The sequence below is a fragment of the Bacteroides sp. AM37-9 genome (assembly GCF_003603455.1).
GTDB lineage: Bacteria > Bacteroidota > Bacteroidia > Bacteroidales > Bacteroidaceae > Bacteroides > Bacteroides xylanisolvens.
This window is the reverse complement of sequence record NZ_QTNF01000004.1, coordinates 157,361-180,833: the sequence shown is the minus strand read 5'-3', so window position 1 is coordinate 180,833 and position 23,473 is coordinate 157,361. Positions and strand designations below refer to the sequence as shown.

The 23,473-nt window shown below is 44.1% G+C and carries 15 protein-coding genes and 3 pseudogenes; 8 read left to right on the top strand and 10 right to left on the bottom strand.

Translation table 11 applies throughout. The features are described 5' to 3' along the window. Positions 1–14 precede the first annotated feature (14 nt). Positions 15–1,244, bottom strand: coding sequence for a site-specific integrase (locus DW862_RS04610; protein WP_004311259.1), 1,230 nt, complete (start codon positions 1,242–1,244; stop codon positions 15–17). Positions 1,245–2,103: 859 nt separating this feature from the next. Here DW862_RS04610 and DW862_RS04600 point away from each other — a divergent pair. After that, positions 2,104–4,956, top strand: a complete 2,853-nt coding sequence (locus DW862_RS04600; RefSeq protein ID WP_120067367.1) for a PL29 family lyase N-terminal domain-containing protein — start codon at positions 2,104–2,106, stop codon at positions 4,954–4,956. A 286-nt stretch (positions 4,957–5,242) separates the two neighbouring features. On the opposite strand, the gene DW862_RS04595 is transcribed toward DW862_RS04600, so the two are convergent. The 4 genes and pseudogenes from DW862_RS04595 to DW862_RS26695 form a co-directional block, all read right to left on the bottom strand. After that, complete coding sequence (locus tag DW862_RS04595; protein ID WP_120067366.1) at positions 5,243–5,740, bottom strand: GDYXXLXY domain-containing protein; 498 nt, start codon at positions 5,738–5,740, stop codon at positions 5,243–5,245. After that, a complete protein-coding gene (locus DW862_RS04590; protein ID WP_120067365.1) occupies positions 5,727–6,701 on the bottom strand; it encodes a DUF4401 domain-containing protein in 975 nt (324 codons plus the stop codon). The genes DW862_RS04595 and DW862_RS04590 overlap by 14 nt, the downstream gene beginning before the upstream one ends. Further along, positions 6,685–7,602 carry a DUF2157 domain-containing protein gene (locus DW862_RS04585; protein WP_120067364.1) on the bottom strand — a complete coding sequence of 306 codons (918 nt, stop codon included), beginning with the start codon at positions 7,600–7,602 and terminating at the stop codon, positions 6,685–6,687. Before DW862_RS04585 ends, DW862_RS04590 begins: the two co-directional genes overlap by 17 nt. A gap of 155 nt (positions 7,603–7,757) precedes the next feature. After that, a pseudogene (locus DW862_RS26695) lies at positions 7,758–8,297 on the bottom strand (thiamine pyrophosphate-dependent enzyme); the annotation flags it as partial. On the opposite strand from DW862_RS26695, the pseudogene DW862_RS26690 reads away from it, so the two are divergent. Then, a pseudogene (locus tag DW862_RS26690) lies at positions 8,297–8,365 on the top strand (hypothetical protein); the annotation flags it as partial. The pseudogenes DW862_RS26695 and DW862_RS26690 sit on opposite strands and share 1 nt — an antisense overlap. A gap of 235 nt (positions 8,366–8,600) precedes the next feature. Here DW862_RS26690 and DW862_RS26685 read toward each other — a convergent pair. Beyond that, positions 8,601–9,497, bottom strand: a pseudogene (locus DW862_RS26685) (thiamine pyrophosphate-binding protein); the annotation flags it as partial. A 236-nt stretch (positions 9,498–9,733) separates the two neighbouring features. Between DW862_RS26685 and DW862_RS04575 the strand changes: the two are divergent. From DW862_RS04575 to DW862_RS04550, 6 genes are all read left to right on the top strand, one after another. After that, positions 9,734–9,952 (top strand): winged helix-turn-helix domain-containing protein, encoded by a 219-nt coding sequence (locus DW862_RS04575; protein WP_120067363.1) that lies wholly within the window; start codon positions 9,734–9,736, stop codon positions 9,950–9,952. A 171-nt stretch (positions 9,953–10,123) separates the two neighbouring features. Then, positions 10,124–11,137, top strand: a complete 1,014-nt coding sequence (locus DW862_RS04570; RefSeq protein WP_004321633.1) for a low specificity L-threonine aldolase — start codon at positions 10,124–10,126, stop codon at positions 11,135–11,137. An 89-nt stretch (positions 11,138–11,226) separates the two neighbouring features. Then, positions 11,227–12,426 (top strand): BamA/TamA family outer membrane protein, encoded by a 1,200-nt coding sequence (locus tag DW862_RS04565; protein ID WP_182425243.1) that lies wholly within the window; start codon positions 11,227–11,229, stop codon positions 12,424–12,426. Then, on the top strand, positions 12,413–14,116 hold the full coding sequence (locus DW862_RS04560) for a phosphoethanolamine transferase (protein WP_120067362.1): 1,704 nt from the start codon (positions 12,413–12,415) through the stop codon (positions 14,114–14,116). Before DW862_RS04565 ends, DW862_RS04560 begins: the two co-directional genes overlap by 14 nt. A 94-nt stretch (positions 14,117–14,210) precedes the next feature. Next, positions 14,211–15,176: a DnaJ C-terminal domain-containing protein gene (locus DW862_RS04555; protein WP_055278935.1), complete on the top strand. Its 966-nt coding sequence runs from the start codon at positions 14,211–14,213 to the stop codon at positions 15,174–15,176. Between the two features lie 14 nt (positions 15,177–15,190). Then, positions 15,191–15,505: a chaperone modulator CbpM gene (locus DW862_RS04550; RefSeq protein ID WP_008025905.1), complete on the top strand. Its 315-nt coding sequence runs from the start codon at positions 15,191–15,193 to the stop codon at positions 15,503–15,505. Positions 15,506–15,617: 112 nt separating this feature from the next. Here the strand turns inward: DW862_RS04550 and DW862_RS04545 are convergent, their stop codons facing one another. Genes DW862_RS04545 through DW862_RS04530 form a run of 4 tightly spaced genes read right to left on the bottom strand, consistent with a single transcriptional unit; the run spans position 15,618 to position 23,375 of the window. Beyond that, positions 15,618–16,088 (bottom strand): GAF domain-containing protein, encoded by a 471-nt coding sequence (locus tag DW862_RS04545; RefSeq protein ID WP_120067361.1) that lies wholly within the window; start codon positions 16,086–16,088, stop codon positions 15,618–15,620. A gap of 7 nt (positions 16,089–16,095) precedes the next feature. Beyond that, positions 16,096–21,156 carry a DUF4132 domain-containing protein gene (locus DW862_RS04540; RefSeq protein WP_120067360.1) on the bottom strand — a complete coding sequence of 1,687 codons (5,061 nt, stop codon included), beginning with the start codon at positions 21,154–21,156 and terminating at the stop codon, positions 16,096–16,098. Between the two features lie 37 nt (positions 21,157–21,193). After that, on the bottom strand, positions 21,194–21,613 hold the full coding sequence (locus tag DW862_RS04535) for a hypothetical protein (protein ID WP_004314240.1): 420 nt from the start codon (positions 21,611–21,613) through the stop codon (positions 21,194–21,196). Between the two features lie 7 nt (positions 21,614–21,620). Beyond that, entirely contained in the window at positions 21,621–23,375 is a 1,755-nt protein-coding gene (locus DW862_RS04530) for a rhomboid family intramembrane serine protease (protein WP_120067359.1), read from the bottom strand. Positions 23,376–23,473: the final 98 nt, after the last annotated feature.

The following is a 23,473-nucleotide window of genomic DNA, read 5'->3' as shown; positions in this document are numbered from 1 at the left end:
TGATTGTTTAGGGATTAAAGGATAAGTTTCAAATCGCGGGTTGCCTCGACGAACCTGTCCATGTCCTCGAACAGCTTCTTCGGGGTTACGCGCGCGTATATCTGGGTGGTCTTTATGTTGGAGTGTCCCAGCATTTTGCAGATGGTCTCTATCGGCACTCCCTCCTCGAGCGTGACCAGCGAGGCGAAAGAATGCCGTCCCATGTGGTAGACAAGGTCCTGGCTCAGCCCTGCCATCAGGCGCAGGGATTTCATATTGGCCCTGAGCGTGTGGTAGTCCTGCGGCGGGAAAAGAGTCTCGCGGGTATCGTCCCGGTATTTCTCAATCAACGCGACGGCTTCCGGAAGCAGCTTGACACGTCCGAGGTAGTCGGTTTTCTTTCGCTGGTATTTCAGCCAGAGGCTGCCCTCGTCATCCCGGAAGAGGTTCTTCCGGGTGATGCTTACCGCATCGGCATAGGCGGTGCCGGTGTAACAGGCGAAGAGGAAGAGGTCCCGGGTGATGACATGTGACCTGCGTTTTTCCGGTATCTCCAGATCACGCAGCTTCTCGAAATTCTCACGGCTGAGTGCTTTCGGTGTTGTCTCCTTCTGCTTGGGCAGCTTGAAGTGGCAGAAATGGTATTTCTCCGAGTGGCCCTCCTTGTAGGCGATGCGGCAGATCTTTTTCAAGATGGCCAGGTAGCCGCGAAGCGTGTCCACGGCATATCCCTTTTCCAGAAGGATGAAATCCTGATAGTCGCGGATGAACTGCTCGTTGAGCTGCCCGAAGACAAGGTCCGGAACCTTGAATTTCGCCTTGATGAATTCGGAAAGCGTGCGGTAGGTGAAGAGGTAGGTCGAGAGTGTGGTGGGCGCACGGTCCACACCGACACGGGCCTTCATTTCCCCGTTATGCCGGTCGAGAAGTTTGAGCAGGGTCATCTGCATGCCCGCATTGCCCTGGAACATGTCCCTGACCGCGGCGGCATCGAAATCCCTTTTTCTTTCCATGAGGGAATTGAAGGCCGAGTGTACGGCAAGCAGCAGTCTTTCTATTTTTTCATTGGTCTCCACCGCTTCCCGGCTCTTGCCGTTCAGCCGGCTCTCACGCGCGTTCCATAGTCCGGGGGTACAGGAGAGCTTGCAGCTGAACTGCGCCATCGTGCGGTTGAGGGTGATCCGTCCCATGATCGGGGCTTTGCCGGTCTTGTCCGGCTCGCTCTTTTTCAGGTAGAGCAGCACCTTGAATTTTTCCACTTTCATAACGCTCTTTTTTAGGTTGTAAAAATACTCCTTTGAAAAGCGTCCTTTGGCATGCAAAACATTGAGAAACAGTGAATACAAATCCGCTTTGTTCTTATCGGTAAAAATTCGGTTACCTGCCGTCGTTTCCGAAACAGGCGGCTAACAGTCTGGTAACTGAAACGTCGCAATATTTTGTTTTCTTTTGCAGGTCTGTCTGTTCTGCAATTCTCGCAAAATGCTTAATTATAAACGTTTTACGTTTAATTATCGTCATTCTGTTTTTTATTGCATTTCTAAATATTACTTATACCGCCCGCCATACCTGGGCTACAACAGCTTATTATTGTGAGATTCATCCGGGTATTATTTCCGAAGCAATGGGACATTCTTCCATCACTGTAACCGAAACGTATCTGAAGCCTTTCAGGAATAAGAAAATAGATGAAGCTAATAGACAGGTCGTTGATTTTGTGAAGCGTACTATTAGTGGATTAATCGCTTGATAAATAGTCTGTTACTTTGTAGGTAACGGGAATAAATACCGGTGCAAATATGAGCATATTTCTTAAAACAACCAAACGAAATCATACATTTTTTCTAATAAACCACTCAAAAAAGGAATAGGACAGATAAAACACGCGGATTCTTTGTATTAGGGCTTTGTTAACTTCTAAATTTTGCACAAGATTTCCCCTCCCCGCTACTTGCTTTCAAAAGCAGGGGTAAAAATGTTTCGTAGCATATCGTATCGTTTTTCAGTATTGACTACTCCCGAAGAGCAGGACAAAGGTTCTTCCGTTACCTACAAAGTAACGGGCATGCTATTATTGAAACTTAGTGTTTAATAATATATTATTAATGTAATTTTTAAGTAGTTATGAAAAGAAAATTTGTAAAAGTGATGTTCTTCGGGGCGCTGGCACTTTCTACTGTCACTTATGTAGGCTGTAAAGACTACGATGATGACATTGACAATCTGCAAACACAGATTGATGCTAATAAGGCTAGCATCGCTGATCTGCAGAAATTTGTAGATGCTGGTAATTGGGTGAAGAGTGTAGAACCTGTTACTGGTGGATTCAAGGTAACATTTAACGATGGAAAATCTTATAGTATCATAAATGGTGCTAAAGGTGATAAAGGTGACAAAGGTGATACAGGTGCTCCGGGAGTGGCTGGTGGTCAGGGAACTCCGGGATCAAAAGTGACTATTGATCCGGAGACCGGAGAATGGTTAATTGATAAAAAAGGTACTGGATGGTATGCAAAAGCTACAGACGGACATTCACCTTATATCGCGGATGGAACTAATGGTGATAAAGGCTATTGGTATTTTTGGGATGATAAGGCTAATGATGGAAAAGGCGGTTTCGTAAAAGGAGATAAAGCACAAGGCGACCGAGGCGAAGTTACGGAAGGAACAAATGGCAAATCTCCATATATTGAAGATGGATATTGGTATTATTATGATGATGCCGCTAGCAAATTTGTACAAGGTCCTCAGGCTACAGGTGCAGACGGAGTATCTCCTTTCATTGATGAGGATGGTTATTGGTGTTATTGGGATATCAATGCTGAAAATGAAGACGGAACTAAAGGTAAGTTAGTACGTGGAGATTATGCCCAAACAAGTGTATATGTTGTTGAAGCAGCAGACAGACCAGCATGGGAACTTCATGTCGGTGCACTTAATGAAGATGGATCTTATACTGATAAAACTATTATATTGCCAACAGCAGATAAATTGTCAAGTATGACTGTTGTGTCAATTGCTGATGGAAAAATTAGTGAAGGTATGAGTGAGGTAACAATGTATTATGGTATATTGGCTAAAGGTACTACTGTTAAGTTCCATAATGTAACTTATGGTTCTACAGAAAAAGCTACTACTTTAGTTGGTGCAAATAGCTCTGTAATGCATGCATTAATCAATCCGGTTAGTGTTGACTTCTCTGAATATCCTGTTGAATTGATTAATTCTCATGGGGAGGTTTGTTATACAGTTCTATCAAAAGAAAAGAATCTTTCTGAAAATCCTTTAACCACCCGTGCGGATGGCGAAAAGAAATGGAATCAGGGAATTTATGATCTTACAGTTTCTTTGATTGCTGATAAAGCAGCCGATAATAACTTGAATAATAAAGCGATAGCTTATGCTTTACGTGCTAAAGATGCTTGGGGAAATAACATCATATCAAATTATGATGTGAAGGTTATTGCTAAAAATGAGGCTTTGGATATTACTAATAAAGAAGTAGATGTGGTTTATACATCATCTGCAAAACTTGATGAATTGTTTGCTGCTGAATTGTCCAAAGTTGCAGCTCATTATTATTCTATTGAAAAGGCTGATTTGGAAGCTATTGGTGCTGTATTTGACGAAGCTACAAATACTATTTCCTCACCTACAAAACAAGGTACTATTGAAGTGAAAGTTAATTACTTGAAAACAGACGGTACAAAAGTTGAAGGAGGTAATGCTAAAACCTTTACAGTGAACTTTACTTATGACACGGGTGCTGATATTACTATCGCTGATGCTGTTGTTTGGAATCTGACTAAGGGTGCAGATGCCACAGATCCTTCAAATAATACCTCTGATCTTGTTGTTAACTCAACCGATGATTTATTCGCTATTCTGAACAAAGAGTTTACTGGCAAGAAGAAACCTACTGTAAGATTGAAGAGCATTGGATTTGCTGCTGGAGATAAGATTTCTGTTAATGGCAATGAGTATGCTTATGAAAGTGGTTCTATTGATCTTGTTGGTGCGCAACCTGTTACTATAACAGATAATAAAGGTAAAGTTACAGGATATAAGATTGCCTTCCAATTTAATCCGACTATGGTTGCAGCTGTAATGCATAATGCTGTTTTGGAAATTATTAATCCGGACTATCAACCAACATTGGGAGATGAAGTAATTAAGAAGGTAAATGTGAAAGTGGAAGTTAAGAATGCAGGTATATTTGCATTTACACCGTTAAGTGCTTATTTCACAAGTTCTGAAACTGCTATTGCTTATGGTACCCCTGATAAATCTAATGCAGTTGTAAATCAAGACTTGTATGCACTCTTTGATGAAATGAGCGCTGAAGATAAGGGACATATATCTTTTGATGAGAAAGCTCCTAACTTTGGTACTGATGATAATCCGGAAATGGGTGCAAATTGGTTAGTTAACAAAACAAACTCTGTAATTGCAGTTCCGTTGTACAAATCAACTAAGAATGATGGTGTATATTCAACGCGTCGTATGACTATTGCATACCAGCCGTTTGGAAATAAACGTTTGGCTACAATTTCTAAAGAGTTTAACTTAACTGTAAGATCTGCAATCAAAGAAGGTTCACATCCTGATATTGCTGCTAGTAAAGCTAAAGTATTGTCAATAAAGGAATCTGAAAAATTATTCAAGATTAAACCTGCTGATTTTACTGTTAAAGATGTAAAAGACGTTGCCGTGACAATTGCTAAGACAAGTAGAGATAGTAGAGTTACAGATGTTACTATAGAACTAAGTTCAGAGATTGCCAAATATGCTGAAATAGCCGGGGCAACTTCTACTCCCGTTGCGTTTGAAGGTGAATTAACTGTACAATTGAAAGCTACTACCCTATCCATTGCATCTAAAGTTGAAGGTTATGCCTTAGTGAAGATTACAGATACATGGGGAGCTGTTACAGAAGTTAAATGTCCGATAGTAATGAAAGCTGATGGAGCTAACTAAGTAACTATAAAAAGAAAACCCTTCTTCACCTTGTGTGAAGAATACGCCGAGAAGAAACAGAGTGAAGGATTTGGCTTGTGAAAGTCAATCCTTCCAATTCTGTTCTTCTTATAGAAAGGGATACCTCCCTTATTTCCCACAGGTATCTCTTTCCTTTATTTCATAACGTCTCCTTATTTGCACTAGAAACCAATTTGCTAGTCCCTTATTTCCCTATAGATTAAGGAGATGTTTTGAGAATATAGAAAACCCGGGCTTGCGAAAGTCCGGGTTTTCTTATTAGTCTTTATTTATCGGATTGAATAAGATGAAAGTCCTCATCATACAATCCCACGAGTAAACTTTGCCCTTTATCATCTACTTTTAGTCCGCCATATACGGCTTTTTGATAAAGAGTATCCTGTCCTTCTTCAAAGAAGAAAGATTCGGTGCCGAGGAAGAGGCGTCTATTTATTATTTTATATTTGATGACTAGCTCATTGTCGTTTACAGGTTCCAACGTGTTTTGTAATCGTACAATTTCTCCTACCTGATTACTGTCCGTTCGGAGTATGGCATAACCGCGTGTGTCGGTTTGCTCATCTGGCAGATTTGATGAGGCTTCCTTGTAGTTAAGTCTCATATAGTCTCCTTGCATAAGAGAGCGGGGATCGACGGGGGCTAGCTGCAACAAAACCAACTGTCCGTCTTTCAAGGTTTGCTCTTTCTGATAAACCGACCAGTTGAAATACCCCAATAGCAGTATCAGGTTTACGATAATCAATATTCGGCTATACTTTTTCATGTCTTGTTCTTTTTTGAGTGAAGAAATACCAGGCTGTAATACATGCAATTCCGATGAAGAAAAGCGTTATGGATTTGGTAAGCAGGCTCAAATTCAAATCATAATAGTATTTGGAAACAGCATAGATAAAGAGAAGGAGCGAGGCAGCACACTCCGCTTTGTAACCATAATGGAAACATATTAAAATCAGTAACAAGCTACCGGATAAATAAGGAGCAAACACGGTGGGCAGACAGATAACAATACAAAGAATGTAGATACCAACCTGATTCACCGGATGATCCACTTTCATGACCTGCATGATTCGTTGAACCATGATAAGAATTCCGATCCATATACAAACAGACAGTATGCAGGACACAAGCCAACTATTTGTTTCTGATATCATGTAATTGATTGATAATCCTCCCAGTGAGACGATACCGGATACGAATAATCCGAAATGAAATGATTTGTATTTGGAAAGGTAATTCTCTGTTCCTATACACTCAAACAACTTGTTTTCAAAGATGTTGGTAAATAGAAACACTCCAAGGATAGGGACTACGGCTATTTGCAAGGGATAAAACGAAGAAAAGACATGGGCAGCTTCTCCGAAGAAAGATATATTAAACAGAATGACTGAAAGAAAGGGGAGGATAAACCCTCTTGATAGCAAGAATGTGAGAATACTGATTCCCATAAGTGTAATGAAGAGGAGATTAATGCTGGCATTTATACCAAAGCCAATCAATACACATCCGGCTATGTATAAAGTGATGTTCATTGCATCCAGAAAAGACTGGACCACCATGCGGCTGATTGTTAGCGTAGTGAGAATTAATATACTTCCAGCAATCAGGCAAGAAATATCGGAGCGGAGGATTCTGGCAAGTGCCAGAAATCCCAAAAAGAAAATAGCCGTCAGGATTCCTCCGATAATGGATACGACTTGAATAGTGAGGTTATGCTTCTGTGCCATACCATTGCTTTTTTAGATGAAGAATGATGTAAATGAGCAAAGTTGTTCCGGTGATGACAATAACTCCTCCGTAGAAGAATATCTGAACATCCCTAAGATCACTTTGTGATATGAATGTAGTCAATAGAATTATTAATGCGGCAAACGGAATGATAGCCAGATAGAACAAGCTTTTTACTTTCCATCCATACCAAAGTCCCGCAGAAAATAGAAGGACAGTGCTTATGAGGGGAACAGACAATATAGCGTTCTCTTCGCAGATTGCCATCATTAACAGAAAACTGGTGTGTAGAATAGTAGCCAGTGAAAGAAGACTGACAAACCAACGATTGTTTCTGTCCAAATGACCTTTTGTGCTCATCCATTCCGTGATGATCGTTGCCAAGGCGCATATCCAGGTTACTGCATTGGCCAACAAAGTCATTTCCCAAGAGTTGGTATTAGCTATCTGTATATTGTACAACCATATTGTAGTGCAAAGTAATCCGATGAACGTCAGCCACAACGGAGCGAAACGGATAGCAACCGCCCAGAGAATGGTGAAAAGAGTCCATCCCAGGAAAAGATCGTAAGCATCGGCTCCCGTTTGGTAGATTTGTCCGAAGACAGCGAAAAGCGTACCTATCAGGAACGTAGCTCCGGTCAGGAGAATCTGTTTGACGAGCTTATTCCAACGGGTGAATGTAGCGAGCAGGACAAAAGCTACTAATAACACCTCTACTATTCCTAACTTTGCAAATTTAGGTAATTCATCCCAGTTGTAGGCAAAAAAGAAGATAATGCCTGCCACTGTAAAACCAACGCCCACTGCCAATAAAAAAACAGAAAGGAATTGATTCCATTGTTTTTTATCAGCGTACAGTGCTTGTCGGGATAAAGGCGAAGAGTCGGTCTTTTCCATGTGTTTTTACTTTTTGATGATTACAAACATAAGAAAATAAAATGATTATCACCTCAAGATAGACTATAAAAAGGTATGACTTACCTTATTGCAATAGACAATAATAGTAAGTCATACTTTGAGAGAGGTAATGAAAATATTAAAAATAGAATAACTTAAAATACCTCCCGTATATGTTTAAAGTTAGAATTGATCGTATCAATCACTTCTTGTGAACGGCCGTTGATTAACAACTTATACATTGACTGCGCAAAGCCCACCATTTGCCCGAATTCTATTTTGGGAGGCATAGCCAGTGCGTTCGGATCGGTCATGATATTAACAAGTACCGGACCGTCCAGTTCGAATGCATTCAATAAAGTAGTCAACACTTCTTCCGGATCGCTGACATTAAACCCGGTCATTCCCATTGCTTCGGCCACTTGAGCGAAGTCAGGATTCAACATGTTCGTTTGCCAGTCCGGCAGTCCGTCCACTTCCATTTCCAACTTCACCATTCCCAATGAACGGTTGTTGAATACGATGATTTTAATTGGCAACTTATATTGTACAACGGTTTCCAAGTCTCCTAAAGTCATCGATAATCCGCCATCTCCGCAAAGCGCAACTACCTGACGATCCGGATAAGCCAACGCGGCACCGATAGCTTGCGGCAACGCATTTGCCATCGAACCATGATTGAAGGAACCCAGCATGTGGCGTTTGCCCGTTGCTTGCAGATAACGTGCTCCCCATACACAAGTCATTCCCGTATCTACCGTAAACACAGCATCGTCCGAACTTAGTTTGTCTATTTCAGACATCACATATTCGGGATGAATCTTATTTACGCCCCCTTTATCTTCTGTGTAAGCGGCCAAATCTTTCTTTACTCCCTCGTATCTTTTGAGTTGTTTCAGTAAGAAAGAATCATCCGTTTTCGGATTCAGCATACGCAATAAAGACTGGATGCTAAGTTTGACGTCTCCGCAAAGTCCGATATCCACCTTTGCACGACGTCCCAGACGTTCGGGCTTTATATCAATCTGGGCTATCTTGATGTCATCCGGCAGGAAAGCAGAATATGGAAAGTCAGTGCCGAGCATGAGAAGCACTTCAGCTTCATGCATACTGTAATATCCCGAAGGCATTCCCAACAATCCCGTCATACCCACTTCATACGGATTCTCATATTGCACCTCCATCTTTCCTTTGAAAGTATATACCACCGGAGCATTCAGTTTCTCGGAAAGCGCGATTACTTCCTCGTGAGCTCCCCGGCAACCGATGCCACAGAAAAGAGTGATACGTGTATGTTTGTTTAGCAAGTCGGCCAATTGAGCCAAATCTTCTTCCGACGGGCAAACTTCCGGTGGGGCAGGATAGTTCCGGACCGACGAGTCGACAGCAACGGCAGAAGCCTTTGCCAAGTCTCCCGGTAGCCCGATGACGGACACCCCTTTACGGGTGACAGCCGTTTGTATGGCCGATTGGAGCATACGTGGAAATTGCTTGGGAGTAGTGGCTACTTCATTATAATAACTGCAATCGTTAAAAAGTTTGATTGTATTCGTCTCCTGAAAATACTCCGTACCGAATTCTCCGGTAGGAATCGTAGAAGCGATGGCGATTACCGGTGCCCCGGAACGGTGCGCGTCATACAAACCGTTGATAAGATGAACGTGTCCCGGTCCGCTACTTCCCGCGCAGCATCCCGGACGGCCGGTCAGTTGTGCTTCTGCAGCAGCGGCATACGCTCCTGTCTCTTCATGGCGCACATGTATCCATTTTATTTGATCGTTTTTTCTGACTGCTTCGTTTACCTCATTCAGACTGTCGCCTGTTACGGCGTAAATGCGTTCAACTCCGGATTTAACCAAAGTATCTATCAGTTGTTCTGCTATTTTTTTTGCCATAGCTGTAATTGGTTTAGGATTGATTTTTATGTAATAACAGATGTCTGCAAGGAAAAGTTCTAATTTAACATATGCTAATAACGCTTTTGTGTCGGGACACATCACCGCTTTTATGTTAAAAATAATTCTGTAACAACTTTTTAGTAAAGACGTATAAACAATTGCAATATCCTTTTGTTATCTTTATAGGCGAAATCTTAACCTAATGTATTAAACCTCTTAATTACTCTAGAAAAATGAATAGAAATGAAATCGGTATAAATGCCGGTAAGGTTTGGCAACTGCTTAGCAATAACGAGAAGTGGAGCTACGGACTTCTGAAGAGAAAATCCGGGTTGAAAGATAAAGAGCTGGGTGCCGCTTTAGGGTGGTTGTCAAGAGAGAACAAGATTGAGTTCGATCAGTGTGATGAAGAACTCTATGTATATCTCTGTGTGAATGTTTATATTGGCTAAAAGAATTTGGCACTTTAACGAAAACAGCAGAATCTCCGGAGGGATGACAGCCCGGTCAGCCCTTCGGAGATTCTCGTTTTTTATCCTTTTTCCTTTTAATGTATCTTCCTTTCAATTGATTTCCGGAAATAATTCTGTTACTTTGCACCACGAATTAAAATGCAAGAAACAATGAGAAGTTTTGCCTCTGACAATAATTCCGGTGTGCATCCGTTGGTAATGGAAGCCTTGAACCGGGCCAATATAGACCATTCTTTAGGATATGGCGATGACAAATGGACGGAAGAAGCCGTAGCGAAGATCAAAGAAACCTTCACCCCGAACTGTGTCCCTTTGTTTGTATTCAACGGAACAGGCAGCAATGTAGTAGCATTGCAACTGATGACCCGCCCGTATCATTCTATCTTTTGTGCGGAAACTGCTCATATCTATGTCGATGAGTGTGGCTCTCCCGTGAAAATGACAGGTTGTCAGATTCGCCCGATTGCTACTCCTGACGGTAAACTTACCCCGGAATTGATGCAACCTTACCTGCACGGTTTCGGCGACCAACACCATTCGCAACCCAGAGCTCTCTACATCTCCCAATGTACCGAACTTGGCACCATCTACACTCCCGAAGAGTTGAAACGCCTGACTGACTTTGCCCATCTGAATGGTATGTATGTACACATGGACGGAGCCAGAATAGCCAATGCCTGTGCCGCCCTGAATCTTTCCCTTAAAGAACTGACGGTGGATTGCGGAGTCGATATTCTTAGTTTCGGCGGAACGAAGAACGGACTGATGATGGGAGAGTGCGTGATTGTATTTAATAAAGACCTGCAATCGGAAGCCCGTTTCATCCGTAAGCAATCCGCCCAGCTCGCTTCGAAGATGCGTTACCTCTCTTGCCAGTTTACGGCATACCTCACTGACGACCTTTGGCTGAAGAATGCCAGCCACGCCAATGCGATGGCTGCCAAACTTCGTGCGGAATTAGAGAAACTGCCCGAAGTCACTTTTACTCAAAAAGCCGAGAGCAACCAACTATTCCTCATCCTGCCCCGCCCGGTTATCGACCGGATGCTGGAGTCTTATTTCTTTTATTTCTGGAACGAAGAGAAGGATGAAATCCGCTTGGTAACTTCTTTTGATACGACAGAAGAAGATGTGGACGAGTTTATAGGACTTTTGAAACGTTAAAAAGGAAATTCAGGACAACAAAAGCCTCTGAAACTCTGTTGTAATAAGAAGTTTGAAACTAACTTTGTCCGCAAAGTTTTCTACTTCTTATGATTATGAATACTAGACAGAACAGGCTAATCATATTCGCGCTTTTGTTGTTGACACAAACCCCGTTGGGCGCACAGCTGCATTCTACTAAAATTGAACTGCCGGAGGATTCTATATCTGTAACCATGGAAGATTCTGTTCCGGCAAAGCGCAGCTTCTTTAAAAAGTTTCTTGATTACTTCAATGACGCCAATAAGGAAAAAAAGAATAAAAAGTTTGATTTCAGTGTGATAGGTGGTCCCCACTATTCCAGTGACACCAAGTTCGGACTCGGACTGGTGGCAGCCGGATTATATCGCACCGATCGGAACGATTCGCTTCTTCCTCCCTCCAATGTCTCTCTTTACGGAGATGTGTCGACGGTCGGCTTCTATCTGTTGGGAATCCGTGGGAACCATCTGTTTCCGCAAGACAAATACCGCTTGAATTACAATCTCTATTTCTATTCTTTCCCCAGCCTGTATTGGGGACGGGGATATGACAATGGAGCCAACTCTGATAATGAAAGCGACTATAAACGTTTTCAAGCACAGGTGAAAGTCGATTTTATGTTCCGGCTGGCAAAGAACTTCTACATCGGCCCGATGGCCATATTCGATTATATCGACGGGCGGAACTTTGATAAACCGGAACTATGGGAAGGAATGGCGGCACGGACCACCAATACCAGCCTGGGACTTTCCCTCCTTTACGATTCACGTGATTTCCTGACAAATGCATCTCACGGCTATTACTTGCGGATAGACCAGCGATTCAGCCCGGCTTTTCTCGGCAATAAATATGCGTTTAGCAGCACCGAACTGACTACCAGCTATTATCAGCCCGTATGGAAAGGCGGAGTGCTGGCAGGACAATTCCACACATTGCTTACCTATGGCGATACCCCGTGGGGATTGATGGCAACGCTGGGAAGCTCTTACTCCATGCGCGGATATTACGAAGGACGCTATCGGGACAAAGGAGCAATGGATGCGCAAATAGAACTCCGGCAACACGTCTGGAAACGGAATGGAGTGGCAGTATGGGCAGGAGCGGGAACGATTTTTCCACGACTCTCCGAGTTTACTCCGAAGCATATTCTGCCTAATTATGGTTTCGGTTATCGTTGGGAGTTTAAGAAGAGAGTAAATGTACGTTTGGATTTAGGGTTTGGCAAACACCAGACCGGATTTATTTTTAATATCAATGAAGCTTTTTAAGAATATAAAGAATTGGTTGGAGAATCAGGAACATTTGTTTTATCTGTTCCTCTTCATCTTGATAGTACCCAACCTTGTGCTCTGTTTGACAGAGCCTTTACCGTTGATGGCAAAGGTGTGTAATGTGCTTTTGCCTTTCGGCTGCTATTATCTGTTGATGACTTTGTCGAGAAACTGTGGCAAGATGCTTTGGATTTTATTCCTGTTCCTGTTTTTCGGAGCCTTTCAGATTGTATTGCTTTATTTGTTCGGCCAGTCCATTATCGCTGTCGATATGTTTCTGAACTTGGTGACTACCAATTCGAGTGAAGCCCTCGAATTGCTTGATAATCTCACACCTGCCATTATTGCTGTCATCATACTCTACGTACCTGCCCTGATATTAGGGACCATTTCAATTGTACGTAAGCGGAAACTTACGGTAGAATTTATCCGCAGAGAACGGAAGAGAGCCTCCATAGTCTTTGGAATCTCCCTCCTTAGCCTTGTCGGAGCATATATGCAGGACCCGGGATATGAGTTGAAGTCCGATTTATATCCGCTGAACGTATGCTATAACGTAGGTCTAGCCTTCCAACGAACCGCCTTGACGCAGAATTATCACCGTACTTCGAAGGACTTTACTTTCCATGCCCTGCCTACGCATCCGAAAGAGAAACGGGAAGTATACGTAATGGTCGTAGGAGAAACCTCTCGTGCCCTGAACTGGCAACTGTATGGTTACGAACGTGAAACAAACCCGCTTTTATCCCGGCAATCGGGTTTGATTGCTTTCCCGAAAGTGCTGACAGAGTCGAATACGACACATAAAAGTGTCCCCATGTTGATGTCGGACGCTACCGCCTGCAACTACGATTCTATCTATCATCAGAAAGGAATCATCACCGCTTTCAAAGAGGCAGGTTTCCGGACAGCCTTTTTCTCCAACCAACGTTACAACCATTCGTTTATCGACTTCTTCGGAATGGAAGCCGATACGTACGATTTTATAAAAGAAGATTCTGTCAGCTCCTCCTATAATCCTTCTGACGACGAACTTCTGAAATTGGTGGAGCAGGAACTGGCTAAAGGTGCGACGAAACAATTTATCGTGCTCCACACCTACGGTTCTCACTTTAATTACCGCGAACGTTACCCGTCGGAAAGTGCTTTCTTTACGCCCGATTATCCGATGGAAGCAGAAAGAAAATACCGGGATAACCTGGTCAATGCCTATGACAACTCCATCCGTTATACGGACGGTTTCTTGTCACGCCTTATCCACATGTTGGAAAAACAGCAGATAGATGCCGCCATGCTCTACACTTCCGATCATGGTGAGGATATTTTCGACGATTCCCGCCATCTGTTCCTCCACGCTTCTCCCGTACCTTCTTATTATCAACTTCACGTGCCGTTCCTCATCTGGATGTCCGACAACTACCGTGAAACCTATCCCGAACATTGGAAAAATGCTGTGGATAATAAGGATAAGAATATTTCTTCCAGCAGTTCTTTCTTTCCGACCATGTTGTCTTTAGGCGGAATAGAAACTCCTTACCGGGATGATTCGCAATCTGTAACGGCTCCGCACTACGTCCTAAAACCGAGAGTTTATCTGAACGATCACAACGAACCCCGTCCGCTGGATGATTTGGGTATGAAGAAGCAAGACTTCCGGATGCTGGAAAAGAGGAATATCAAGTATTAAGTATTAGGTATTAATCCTTGTTAATTTCTGCATCCAAAAGCGGGATTGGCGTGTTATTTGCCGTATGATGTATGAACGATTAAATTCATAAAACATGGCCTATATAGATTATTACAAGATTCTTGGAGTAGACAAAAGTGCTTCGCAGAATGATATCAAAAAGGCTTTTCGTAAGTTGGCCCGAAAGTATCATCCTGACTTGAATCCTAATGACCCGAGTGCAAAGGATAAGTTTCAGGAAATCAATGAAGCCAATGAAGTACTAAGTGACCCAGAGAAACGTAAAAAGTATGACGAGTACGGAGAACATTGGAAACATGCCGATGAATTCGAAGCGCAGAAACGTGCACAGCAACAAGCCGGAGGCTTTGGCGGTGCAGGAGGTTTCGGCGGATTCGGCGGTGCGGGTCAGGGTTTCTCCGACGGTAACGGAAGTTATTGGTATAGTTCCGATGGAGAGGGATTCTCCGGTGGCAATGCCAGTGGATTTTCAGATTTCTTCGAATCCATGTTCGGACATCGGGGAGGAAGAGGACAAGGCTCTGCGGGATTCCGCGGACAGGACTTTAATGCCGAACTTCATCTTTCCCTTCGTGATGCTGCTCAAACGCATAAGCAGATATTGACCGTAAATGGTAAACAAGTGCGTATCACCATTCCTGCCGGTGTAGCCGACGGACAGGTTATTAAACTGAAAGGCTACGGAGCCGAAGGTGTCAACGGAGGACCTGCGGGCGACTTGTACATTACGTTTGTGATAGCCGAAGACCCGGTGTTCAAACGCCTGGGCGACGACCTGTACGTAGATGTGGAAGTAGACCTTTACTCTGCTGTATTGGGAGGTGAGAAAGTGATCGACACGCTGGACGGTAAAGTGAAACTGAAGATAAAACCGGAAACGCAGAACGGTACGAAAGTCCGACTGAAAGGTAAAGGATTCCCGGTTTATAAGAAGGAAGGACAATTCGGTGACTTGATTGTGACCTATTCCGTCAAGATTCCTACGAACTTGACCGACAAACAGAAAGAGTTGTTCCGTCAATTACAGAGTATGAACTAAAATGAATGAGCACTATGCAGACCGAATTAATTATTGTCAGTGAATACTGTCACAAATGTCATATTGAGCCTTCATTCATCGACTTGTTGGAAGAGGGCGGTTTGATTAACGTACATACCGAAGGCGGCGAACATTATCTGCTTTTGTCGGAACTCCCGAACGTGGAGCGTTACAGCAGAATGTACTACGACTTATCCATCAATATGGAAGGGATCGATGCCATTCATCATTTACTGGAAAAGATGGAAGATATGAGACGCGAAATGAGTTCGCTTCGCAAACAACTTCTGCTGTACCGGGAACGGGAAATAGAAGATATGGACTGGTAAAAAAATAGAGCCTCTGTTTGACCTGAACAGAGGCTCTATTTATAGTAAACGGAGGCTCTGATTCACTCAATCAGAGCCTCTGTTTTTTCAGGACGTTTGCATGGTTGTCAACTTATCCAATATACGTACAAATCTCTTCCAGATAGCGTGCGTCGATGGTGTCGAAACTATCTAGTTCATTACTGTCAATATCCAGCACTCCAACAACTTCACCTTGTTGGAGGATCGGTACTACTATTTCCGATTTCGAGTCCGAACTACAAGCAATGTGTCCGGGAAACTGTTCTACGTCAGGAACAATCAGTGTCCGGGCCTCTTTCCAAGCTGTGCCGCAAACTCCTTTGCCGAGGCGGATGCGGGTGCAGGCAATGGGACCCTGAAACGGACCCAGTACGAGTTCATCCTCTTTCACAAGGTAAAAGCCTACCCAAAAGAAACCGAAAGTCTGTTTGAGCGCTGCTGCAACGTTGGCAAGATTGGCTATGAGATCCGTTTCCGTACTTACCAGAGCGTGTAGTTGCGGAAGTAACTCCCGGTATTTCTCTTCCTTATTTCCTGTGCCGATGATTAAATTCTCTGCCATCTCTTTTCTATTTGATTTGGTTCAGGATGCTCGGATCTTTTATCTTATCGTCTTCTGCAAAGAAGATAATCTTAGTCAATATCTCGGCTGTCTTCGGATCTTCATCTACAAAAGGCAGGAACAGGCGTCCGCGATTTTGCGAATGTACCGGAAGAACGGCAATTTGCGCGCCGCCTTCCTGATGGATCACGCCGCTGCCCAGATGGATATTGTACTTACCCAGTTTGCCTTCGATGTGAGCGAAACTTCCTTTTATCGTCACGTTCTTGAAATGGAACAACGGCATTGTCAGTTCCACCAGCACGCTACGCATCTCGATGGTAGAGTGGCTGGTTTCCGGATCGACGCTTCCGGCATGGGCTACACTTACTGCCAAGTCTACGTCCCTCATCACTTCCGAGAAGATGACAGGAGGAATCTCCGAGATTTTCATCAGCTTGTAGTCCTTGCGGTTGTGGAAGCAGACATATTCTAACGTCGGAGCTTCGATGTCGGCAGGAGAGAACCAGTCTGCCATCGCATAGATGGTGGCGATGATGTTCTCTTTGTAATAGATCTTTTGCAAACCGTCTTCGTAGTCGGCTACCCAGCGACGTCCTTTCAGTACGGCAACCGTTTTCTGCGGTTGGATCTGATTGCCGGCGTAACGGCGGGATTGAGTGGCTTCCACTTCTTCCGGAGTCGGAACATAGAGCTCACGGAACACCTGTTTGAAAGGCTGGCGGATTGCTTTGTCGAACAGGAATTTCTGATAAGCATGCCAGTCACCGCTTGCGTACAAGTCTGTGGGATGGGCGATGCGTAACTCGTCTTTCGGTTTTAACGGTAGGCAAACGGCATTCACAGTCACCAGCAATCCGTCGGTGTAGAAGCCCGTCTGTCCGTTACAGATAAAGACAAGATGTCTCAACAATGGCCAGATGACAGGGTTCTGCATCAACTTGCGCAATTCGTTTTCTTCAAAACGGGTACAGTCTTCCATCGCCTGTTCCAGCATCACGCGGGAGCGGGTATACTGGTCTTTCAGTTTTTTGTGTACCGCTTTCAGTTCTTCTATATACGGATGCTTTTTCAGTTTGGCAGGCATACTGTTGAGCTCTTTGCCGTCTTTGATTTGTTTAATCTCCGATTTGCCTTCCTCGTTGATTTGTACGTACACTTCTACGCCGTCTATCTCTTTGGGAGACAGGTAGGGGAGAAGTTCTTTGATTAGTTCTGTTTCCATGCTCCAGGTCAGACGGGTAACGTCTCCGTAACCGGAGTTGCGTGCCAGGTTTTGCAGGGCGATGTTTACCGCTTTCTTTTCGCTTTCCTGCCTTTGAGCACCGAACTCCTTACTCTCTTTCAGGAACTTTTGCAGGTATTGATAACGATCCAGTAGTTCTTTGTCCGGTTTCCGTCCCAATGGGATGAGGCCGTAGCTCATCAATAAGTCTTTGTTGCGTTTGGCAACTATTTCTTTCTTTACATCTGCCGCCTTCACTGCGCCGTTGGTGGCATCGGCAAACTTGCGGGCACGGGTATGGCTATTGCTGCATGAGATATATTTGGCGGCATTGTAGACCACTTCGAAGCGTCGTTTGCCAATTGTCTTAAATGCATCCCTGAACCAGTCGATATCAAAAGCACCTTCCCGCAAGTCTTCCACGTCGATAGGGGTGTAGCGGGCGATGATTGCTTTTTTCTTGTCGTCACATGTTTCATTGGTATGGGCGTGGAAATAATAGGCGGCACTTGTCAGTCCTTTCCAGCCTATTGCCTTTTCGGTCAGTTCAATCCATTGCGGAGCGAACATGGCGGCTTCTACCAGTCGTTCGTCACTGATTTCGGCTTGCTTCGCCAGTTTCTTCAGATTTTCGCTGGTATCTGTCGGCAGGGGATGGCAAGCATGGAGCAAGCTGCTCAATACACCTCGTTTGGTGCTGCCCCAGTTGTAGCTGTCGCGTATGAACGTATCTTTGCCGAACGCTTGCAGAATGTGGATAAATGTGTCCGCTCCATAAATATAACTTAGTTCTTCCGCAAGGCTGGTAACTTGTGTCTCGGAGTCTCCCCGTTTCAGTTCGATTTCAAGAATCCGGTCTACTATCTTCTGTGCAAGAGAACGGAAGAGAGAGAAATCGACGTTTTTGATGTCGGCGTATCTTTCTTTTTCCTTATTGAAACGAACGTTGTCGTTCAATACCGTGGTGATTGCCTTGATCTGGGCGGGCGAACTGATGCGTCCCATCATTTCGCGGTATACTTCTTCTGTCGGGATGATTCCGAGCATCCATGCACGGGCGAAGTCCGTGGCATGAAGGTAAGAGTCTGTTTCTTCCAGTTCGGGTGTGTGTTCCATGTAGTTGGTGAGCTTGTAAAGTTGGTAGCGCACCGTGAAGTAGCGGATAAACAGATCATCACTCATAGGCTTTTGAGGCATTTCAAGCCAGAAATTCACGAACTTGTTGTTATGTATCGGGTAAACGATCTCCTTTTCTCCATATTCCAGTTTGTCCCGAAGCCATGCATGCTTGTTGGTGTACTGGCGGAAAATGTTTTTAGTATTCAGCAAAGGCAACAGTTGGAGCAGCATATTGACAGCCAATCGTTGGTAGACTGCTTCGTCTTTGTACTCGTATGACAATGCTTCGATAATATCACTCATCTGTTCGTAGTACGGCATCTTGCGGAGCTCTTTCTGCAATCCGCGGTAAGTGATGCCGGCATACATCCGGTTGACAAGCGGCTCGAAAGTGTTGCTTGATTTCTGGTCTGCCTTGATGTCTTCTTCATCCTCTTCATCGTAGTCGTCATCGTCTTTAGGTGCGCCTGTCGATGCAAGCATGAAACTCATCATCAGTAATTTGTCATAGCTTCCGATTTCTTCTTCGTAGAAGGCCTTCCACAGTTCCGGGAAACCGAGTCCGCTCAATCCTCCGTAGTTACTCCAGTTTATCAGGACACTGTTGCCTACCAGGCGTGCTTCTCCGTACCCATTCTTGAACTCTTCATTCTTATAGATTTCGATGTATTTGCTTAGTTTTTTAAATACAAGTTTAGCCCTTCCGAAGCAAATGAATTCGAATGCTTTTTTCACGTTGAATCCTTTATCTTGGGCAATCTCCGGCAGATTGACTTCAAGAGCCGGGTCGTACAGACCGAAGCCGTTATCTTTGGTATAGTGCTGTGCGGTGTTCTTTTCCGTTCCGTCGCCGATCAGAGATTCTATCAACACTTTTTCTTTCGCGTTCGGTTTCTGAATTTCTTTGACGGTGGGGATTAGTTCCTGATAGGTATCTTGCAGAAATTCTACGTTGTGAATAGTCTTCATCATATCCAATCCGGCCAGGCGGCGTTCGGCCACCTTGTCTGTTAGTAAGCGGCGGATACTGCCGGACAATTGTTCTTTCGGCTGTTTCATCAATAGATTGATGGCGTTGATACGCATCTCACTATATTTGAAGCGCAGCAACTCTTCTACTTTCTGATTCTGTTTGGGCGACAAAGTCATCTCGGACAATACTTTGTAGGCTTCGTCACGAACGTCCTGCGAACGGTCGCCCAGTGATTGCAGCACATATTCTTCCTGTAAATGGCTGGTCGGGGGATTTAATACGACGCCGATATAGCCTGCCCGCATATAGGTATCCAAAGAGGGCAGACAGGTGCAAAGATCGTCTTTCAATGCAGAATCGTTGGTCATCCAGGTGATATACGCCATCTTGAGAATGATTTCCGAACGGGTGAGCTCTGCACTTTCCCATGGGAATACGTATGGAGAATAAATCTCTTTAGCAGAGATGGACTGATAGACGTTCTTCAGATAGTCATAATGGCGGATCGCTTCTTCTTTGCTATCAAAATAATCATGGAGCGACGGGGCGTCCTTATGTCCTCCGTACCGGCTAAGATAGAGTCCGGACAGATACAGTGGCAGGATAGCCGCCACTACCGACGGTTCGTTATACCATTTTTCAAAAGCATCTTTACTGATACGGTGGTTCATGCCGGAGTATTGCGTACAGCGTAAAAAGTAAAGTAAGGTCTGCACCTGATATTTGGCACCGTCTTTAATTATTCCCGGAACAAGTGCCTGGATTTCTTCCGTATTATAGAATCCGATACTCCATAGAGCCAGATAAAGTTCGACCGTATCTTTGCTTTGAAGGGCTTTGCGTGCTTGTTCCCGGTCGTTCAGAAAACGGCGGATCAGTTCCACATATTTGTTGGTGATACGCTCGCTGCTGTCTTGTTCTCCGATACCCGTACAGACTGCAATGCCGCGTTTCACGGAGGCAAATCGTTGTAGGCCGTTGTTGCAGATCACCGAGAACAGATGGAGATAACTTTCGGGGCATCCTTCGTCCATCGTTTCCACGATAGCCTGACGGAGACCTTCCTGCAGTTTGGCTGCCAGCAGTAACTTCCCTTCCAGTTCCAGCAACGGGCGGTAACCGCTCACGGCGATAGCCTGGAGATGTCCCTGGTTGAGGCGGTTGGCATTATTCTCGCTGGTCAATACGTTGTTGAGGTATTCAATGACAGTTTGGTTGCCTTCTGCTATTTGGGCGGCCATCCAGTTTTGACAGTTCATCGCATCCTTGTATGTTTCTATTTCTTCCGGAGTGTTTCCTCCGTTCAGTATGGCTTGTTCGCTGAATCCGGTGGCACGTAGTTTTAGAAATTCCGTCAGCGCATCTATAATGTGACTGAAATGCAGAAGAGGATTCGCCGACCGCTGTGACCGGCGCGAATATCCATGAGTGTACGGACACCGTGCTTTGAGCTTCAGATAGGTGTGGAACAGGTTGGCATATTCGTCTCCCAATAGATAACGGAGCACTTTGTTCAACTTTCCGTCGAAAAGATTGGCAACACTCTTTATTTTCTCTTCCTGAATAATATGTATGATGCAAGGCTCTAGTTTATCGCTGTATGTGCCATACCGGGTATCCATGTTGAAGTATTGCATAAATACATCCAACAGTGTCATTGTCTCTTTGTCTAAACTGGTTCTCTTTTTCGTTAACCTTTCCAGGTACGGAGCAATCCGTTTGTTTAATGCGTCATTATAAATGAGTCTCATGATTATTTTCGTTTTAAGTGTGTTTATAAGAAAATGATTACCAAAGTCTTCCCGACAGCATAGCCAATCGGATGAAGGTGATGGTAGATTCTTCTTTGAGTCCGGTGGGAGAGGATAAGTCTTCAGTTTCCGTATCGTCAATGAAGATACGGAAAATTCCGTCCTCGTAAGATTGCAGGGCGTTGGTGATTGCTTCTACTTCTGCGGCAGGTTTGCCGTTATAGTTTACTGCAAACCCAACCTTGCCGGAAGTTGCTTTATTTTCCACTTCTTCCTGTGTGAGGTATTTCAGTACTTCGCTTTGTTGCAAGCGTTCATTATATTCACAGACTTGCCAACTGACGATGGCTTCAATCAACCCCTGTACATCGACAGGCGGAACAGGAAAATCGACAGGAATCTTTTCGATATTGCACTTTCGCTTTCCTAACTGTTTGACTTGGACATATACTCTCATATTCTCTTTATTGGGTGATCTGAATACTTGATGTAATAGCATTCAGATCGGTTTCGGCTTCTTCGTCATAGACAAGCATAACAATGGTAAAAGTTCGCTTCTTGCTTTCTTGGAAATAGTGTAATACAATTTGTTGTATGTCTTCTCCCGGTTCATCAGGAGCTCCGATGTGCAGAGGGTTTGTAGTTCTTGTCATGGATAGCCCGTTGATGTTGACATTGCTCTGCTTATAGTCTTCCGCTGGTTCTCCTTGTGCATTTCGCGGGAGAGTGAGCGATAACTTCTTGATATGTTCAAACTCTTTTTGTGTATCGTAGGTCAGAGCGGTAATCGTCAGTTGGTTGGCGCCGTTGACGAGCCTAAGCAACGGAGGTTCTGCGCTGGGAGTCAATCCTTTCGCTCCTGTTATTTTCCTCCAGTTGGTAGGATACTGGCAACTGAAATTTGTTTCTGCATCGTAATAAGAAAGCCATGTATCGTTATTGCCTACCGGAACGTATGGAGGATATTGACTGGTAGAAGAACTGTTGGCAGTCTCCCTGCCTGATTGGTTACCATTTTCGTTTTCTTCTTCCAGTTCACCATTCAGATAGGCTTCTACAATACCGCTTTCCCATTCGCCGCGTATGTCCTGATAAAGAGGGGGAACGTTCTTGCAAAGCATCAAGAAGCTGAACAGGAAAATACAAAAGATACCAAGCTCCCCAAGGATTGAAACGGTGCGTTGCGCATCGGCTTTTTCAAATTTATAGCTGCATACATAGATGATTCCCAGTAGGAAACCGCTTAATAACCCGCCGATATGTGCAGCGTTATCAATCCCGGCTTTCATGCCATAAACCAGATTGTAACCGACAAAAATAAGGATACTGGTCAATAACGCTTTCCGTTGTTCCTTTGCGATGCGATGGAAGAACAGGAAGGCGAGGAATATACCGTAGAGTCCGAAGATGGCTCCGGAGGCTCCGGCACTGATTGTCTCGCCGTGCATATAAAGACTGAATACTGCCGAGCATAATCCGGTCAGTAAATAAGACATGAACATCCGACGGCTTCCTATCAGTCCTTCCAGTAGAAGTCCTACGTACATGAAAGCGTACATATTCATCAGGAGATGAAAAGCACCGATATGTATGAAGTTGCAGGTCACTGCACGCCACCAGTCGCCTGTAAGGGTCAGCGGTCCGAAGTCGGCTCCCCATTTCAGCAGTGATAAGGTGGAAGGAGACATGATTCCCACTCCGGATGCAATCATCACAATAAATACAAGGATGTTGAGGTCTATCAGGATAGGTGTTGCCATAAAACCTTTGCGGGGAATAAAGAACGACCAGAAAGAGTTCCTTTTCTTTTCTTCCTCCAGATAGGCTTTCTCTTCTTCTGTGAGCGGACGGTTACACTCTTCCTCGAAATCTTTTGCCTTTTGGGTTAGCTCTTCCGGGGTAAGGGATGTTTTTATTTCTTCCATCGTCTCGCGTAGCTTTTGTATATTTTTTCTGTTCTTTCCATAGTCTACAAATTGTACGGAAGAGGATTGGCTGCGCACAGCTACTTCTCCGTCGCTTCCCGGTTCTATGGTGAAGGTTATTTCCTCTCCATGAGAATACATATTGAACGGGACTTCGAATCGTGCTCCTTCCGGAGTCACTTCCTCGATATTCCACTCCAGCTTTTGCGAAGCTTCGAGAGCTAGTATAAGGATTTCTGTTTTTGATAAACCCGGTAAATGCAGTTGGTCGTTATATGAAGGTTTGAGTGCCATATTTCTATTCTTATATAGAGTCGTCGATTAAAAATTACTTATCTCACTGACAAATGTATAGAATAATAATGAAAAATAATAGAATGTGACAAATAAAA

Coding starts and splice junctions, on each gene's coding strand:
- DW862_RS04570 (WP_004321633.1), top strand. CDS start 10,124: ATGAGAAGTTTTGCCTCTGACAATAATTCCGGTGTGCATCCGTTGGTA.
- DW862_RS04585 (WP_120067364.1), bottom strand. CDS start 7,602: ATGGAAAAGACCGACTCTTCGCCTTTATCCCGACAAGCACTGTACGCT.
- DW862_RS04575 (WP_120067363.1), top strand. CDS start 9,734: ATGAATAGAAATGAAATCGGTATAAATGCCGGTAAGGTTTGGCAACTG.
- DW862_RS04590 (WP_120067365.1), bottom strand. CDS start 6,701: ATGGCACAGAAGCATAACCTCACTATTCAAGTCGTATCCATTATCGGA.
- DW862_RS04530 (WP_120067359.1), bottom strand. CDS start 23,375: ATGGCACTCAAACCTTCATATAACGACCAACTGCATTTACCGGGTTTA.
- DW862_RS04565 (WP_182425243.1), top strand. CDS start 11,227: ATGATTATGAATACTAGACAGAACAGGCTAATCATATTCGCGCTTTTG.
- DW862_RS04540 (WP_120067360.1), bottom strand. CDS start 21,156: ATGAGACTCATTTATAATGACGCATTAAACAAACGGATTGCTCCGTAC.
- DW862_RS04545 (WP_120067361.1), bottom strand. CDS start 16,088: ATGGCAGAGAATTTAATCATCGGCACAGGAAATAAGGAAGAGAAATAC.
- DW862_RS04600 (WP_120067367.1), top strand. CDS start 2,104: ATGAAAAGAAAATTTGTAAAAGTGATGTTCTTCGGGGCGCTGGCACTT.
- DW862_RS04535 (WP_004314240.1), bottom strand. CDS start 21,613: ATGAGAGTATATGTCCAAGTCAAACAGTTAGGAAAGCGAAAGTGCAAT.
- DW862_RS04595 (WP_120067366.1), bottom strand. CDS start 5,740: ATGAAAAAGTATAGCCGAATATTGATTATCGTAAACCTGATACTGCTA.
- DW862_RS04550 (WP_008025905.1), top strand. CDS start 15,191: ATGCAGACCGAATTAATTATTGTCAGTGAATACTGTCACAAATGTCAT.
- DW862_RS04560 (WP_120067362.1), top strand. CDS start 12,413: ATGAAGCTTTTTAAGAATATAAAGAATTGGTTGGAGAATCAGGAACAT.
- DW862_RS04610 (WP_004311259.1), bottom strand. CDS start 1,244: ATGAAAGTGGAAAAATTCAAGGTGCTGCTCTACCTGAAAAAGAGCGAG.
- DW862_RS04555 (WP_055278935.1), top strand. CDS start 14,211: ATGGCCTATATAGATTATTACAAGATTCTTGGAGTAGACAAAAGTGCT.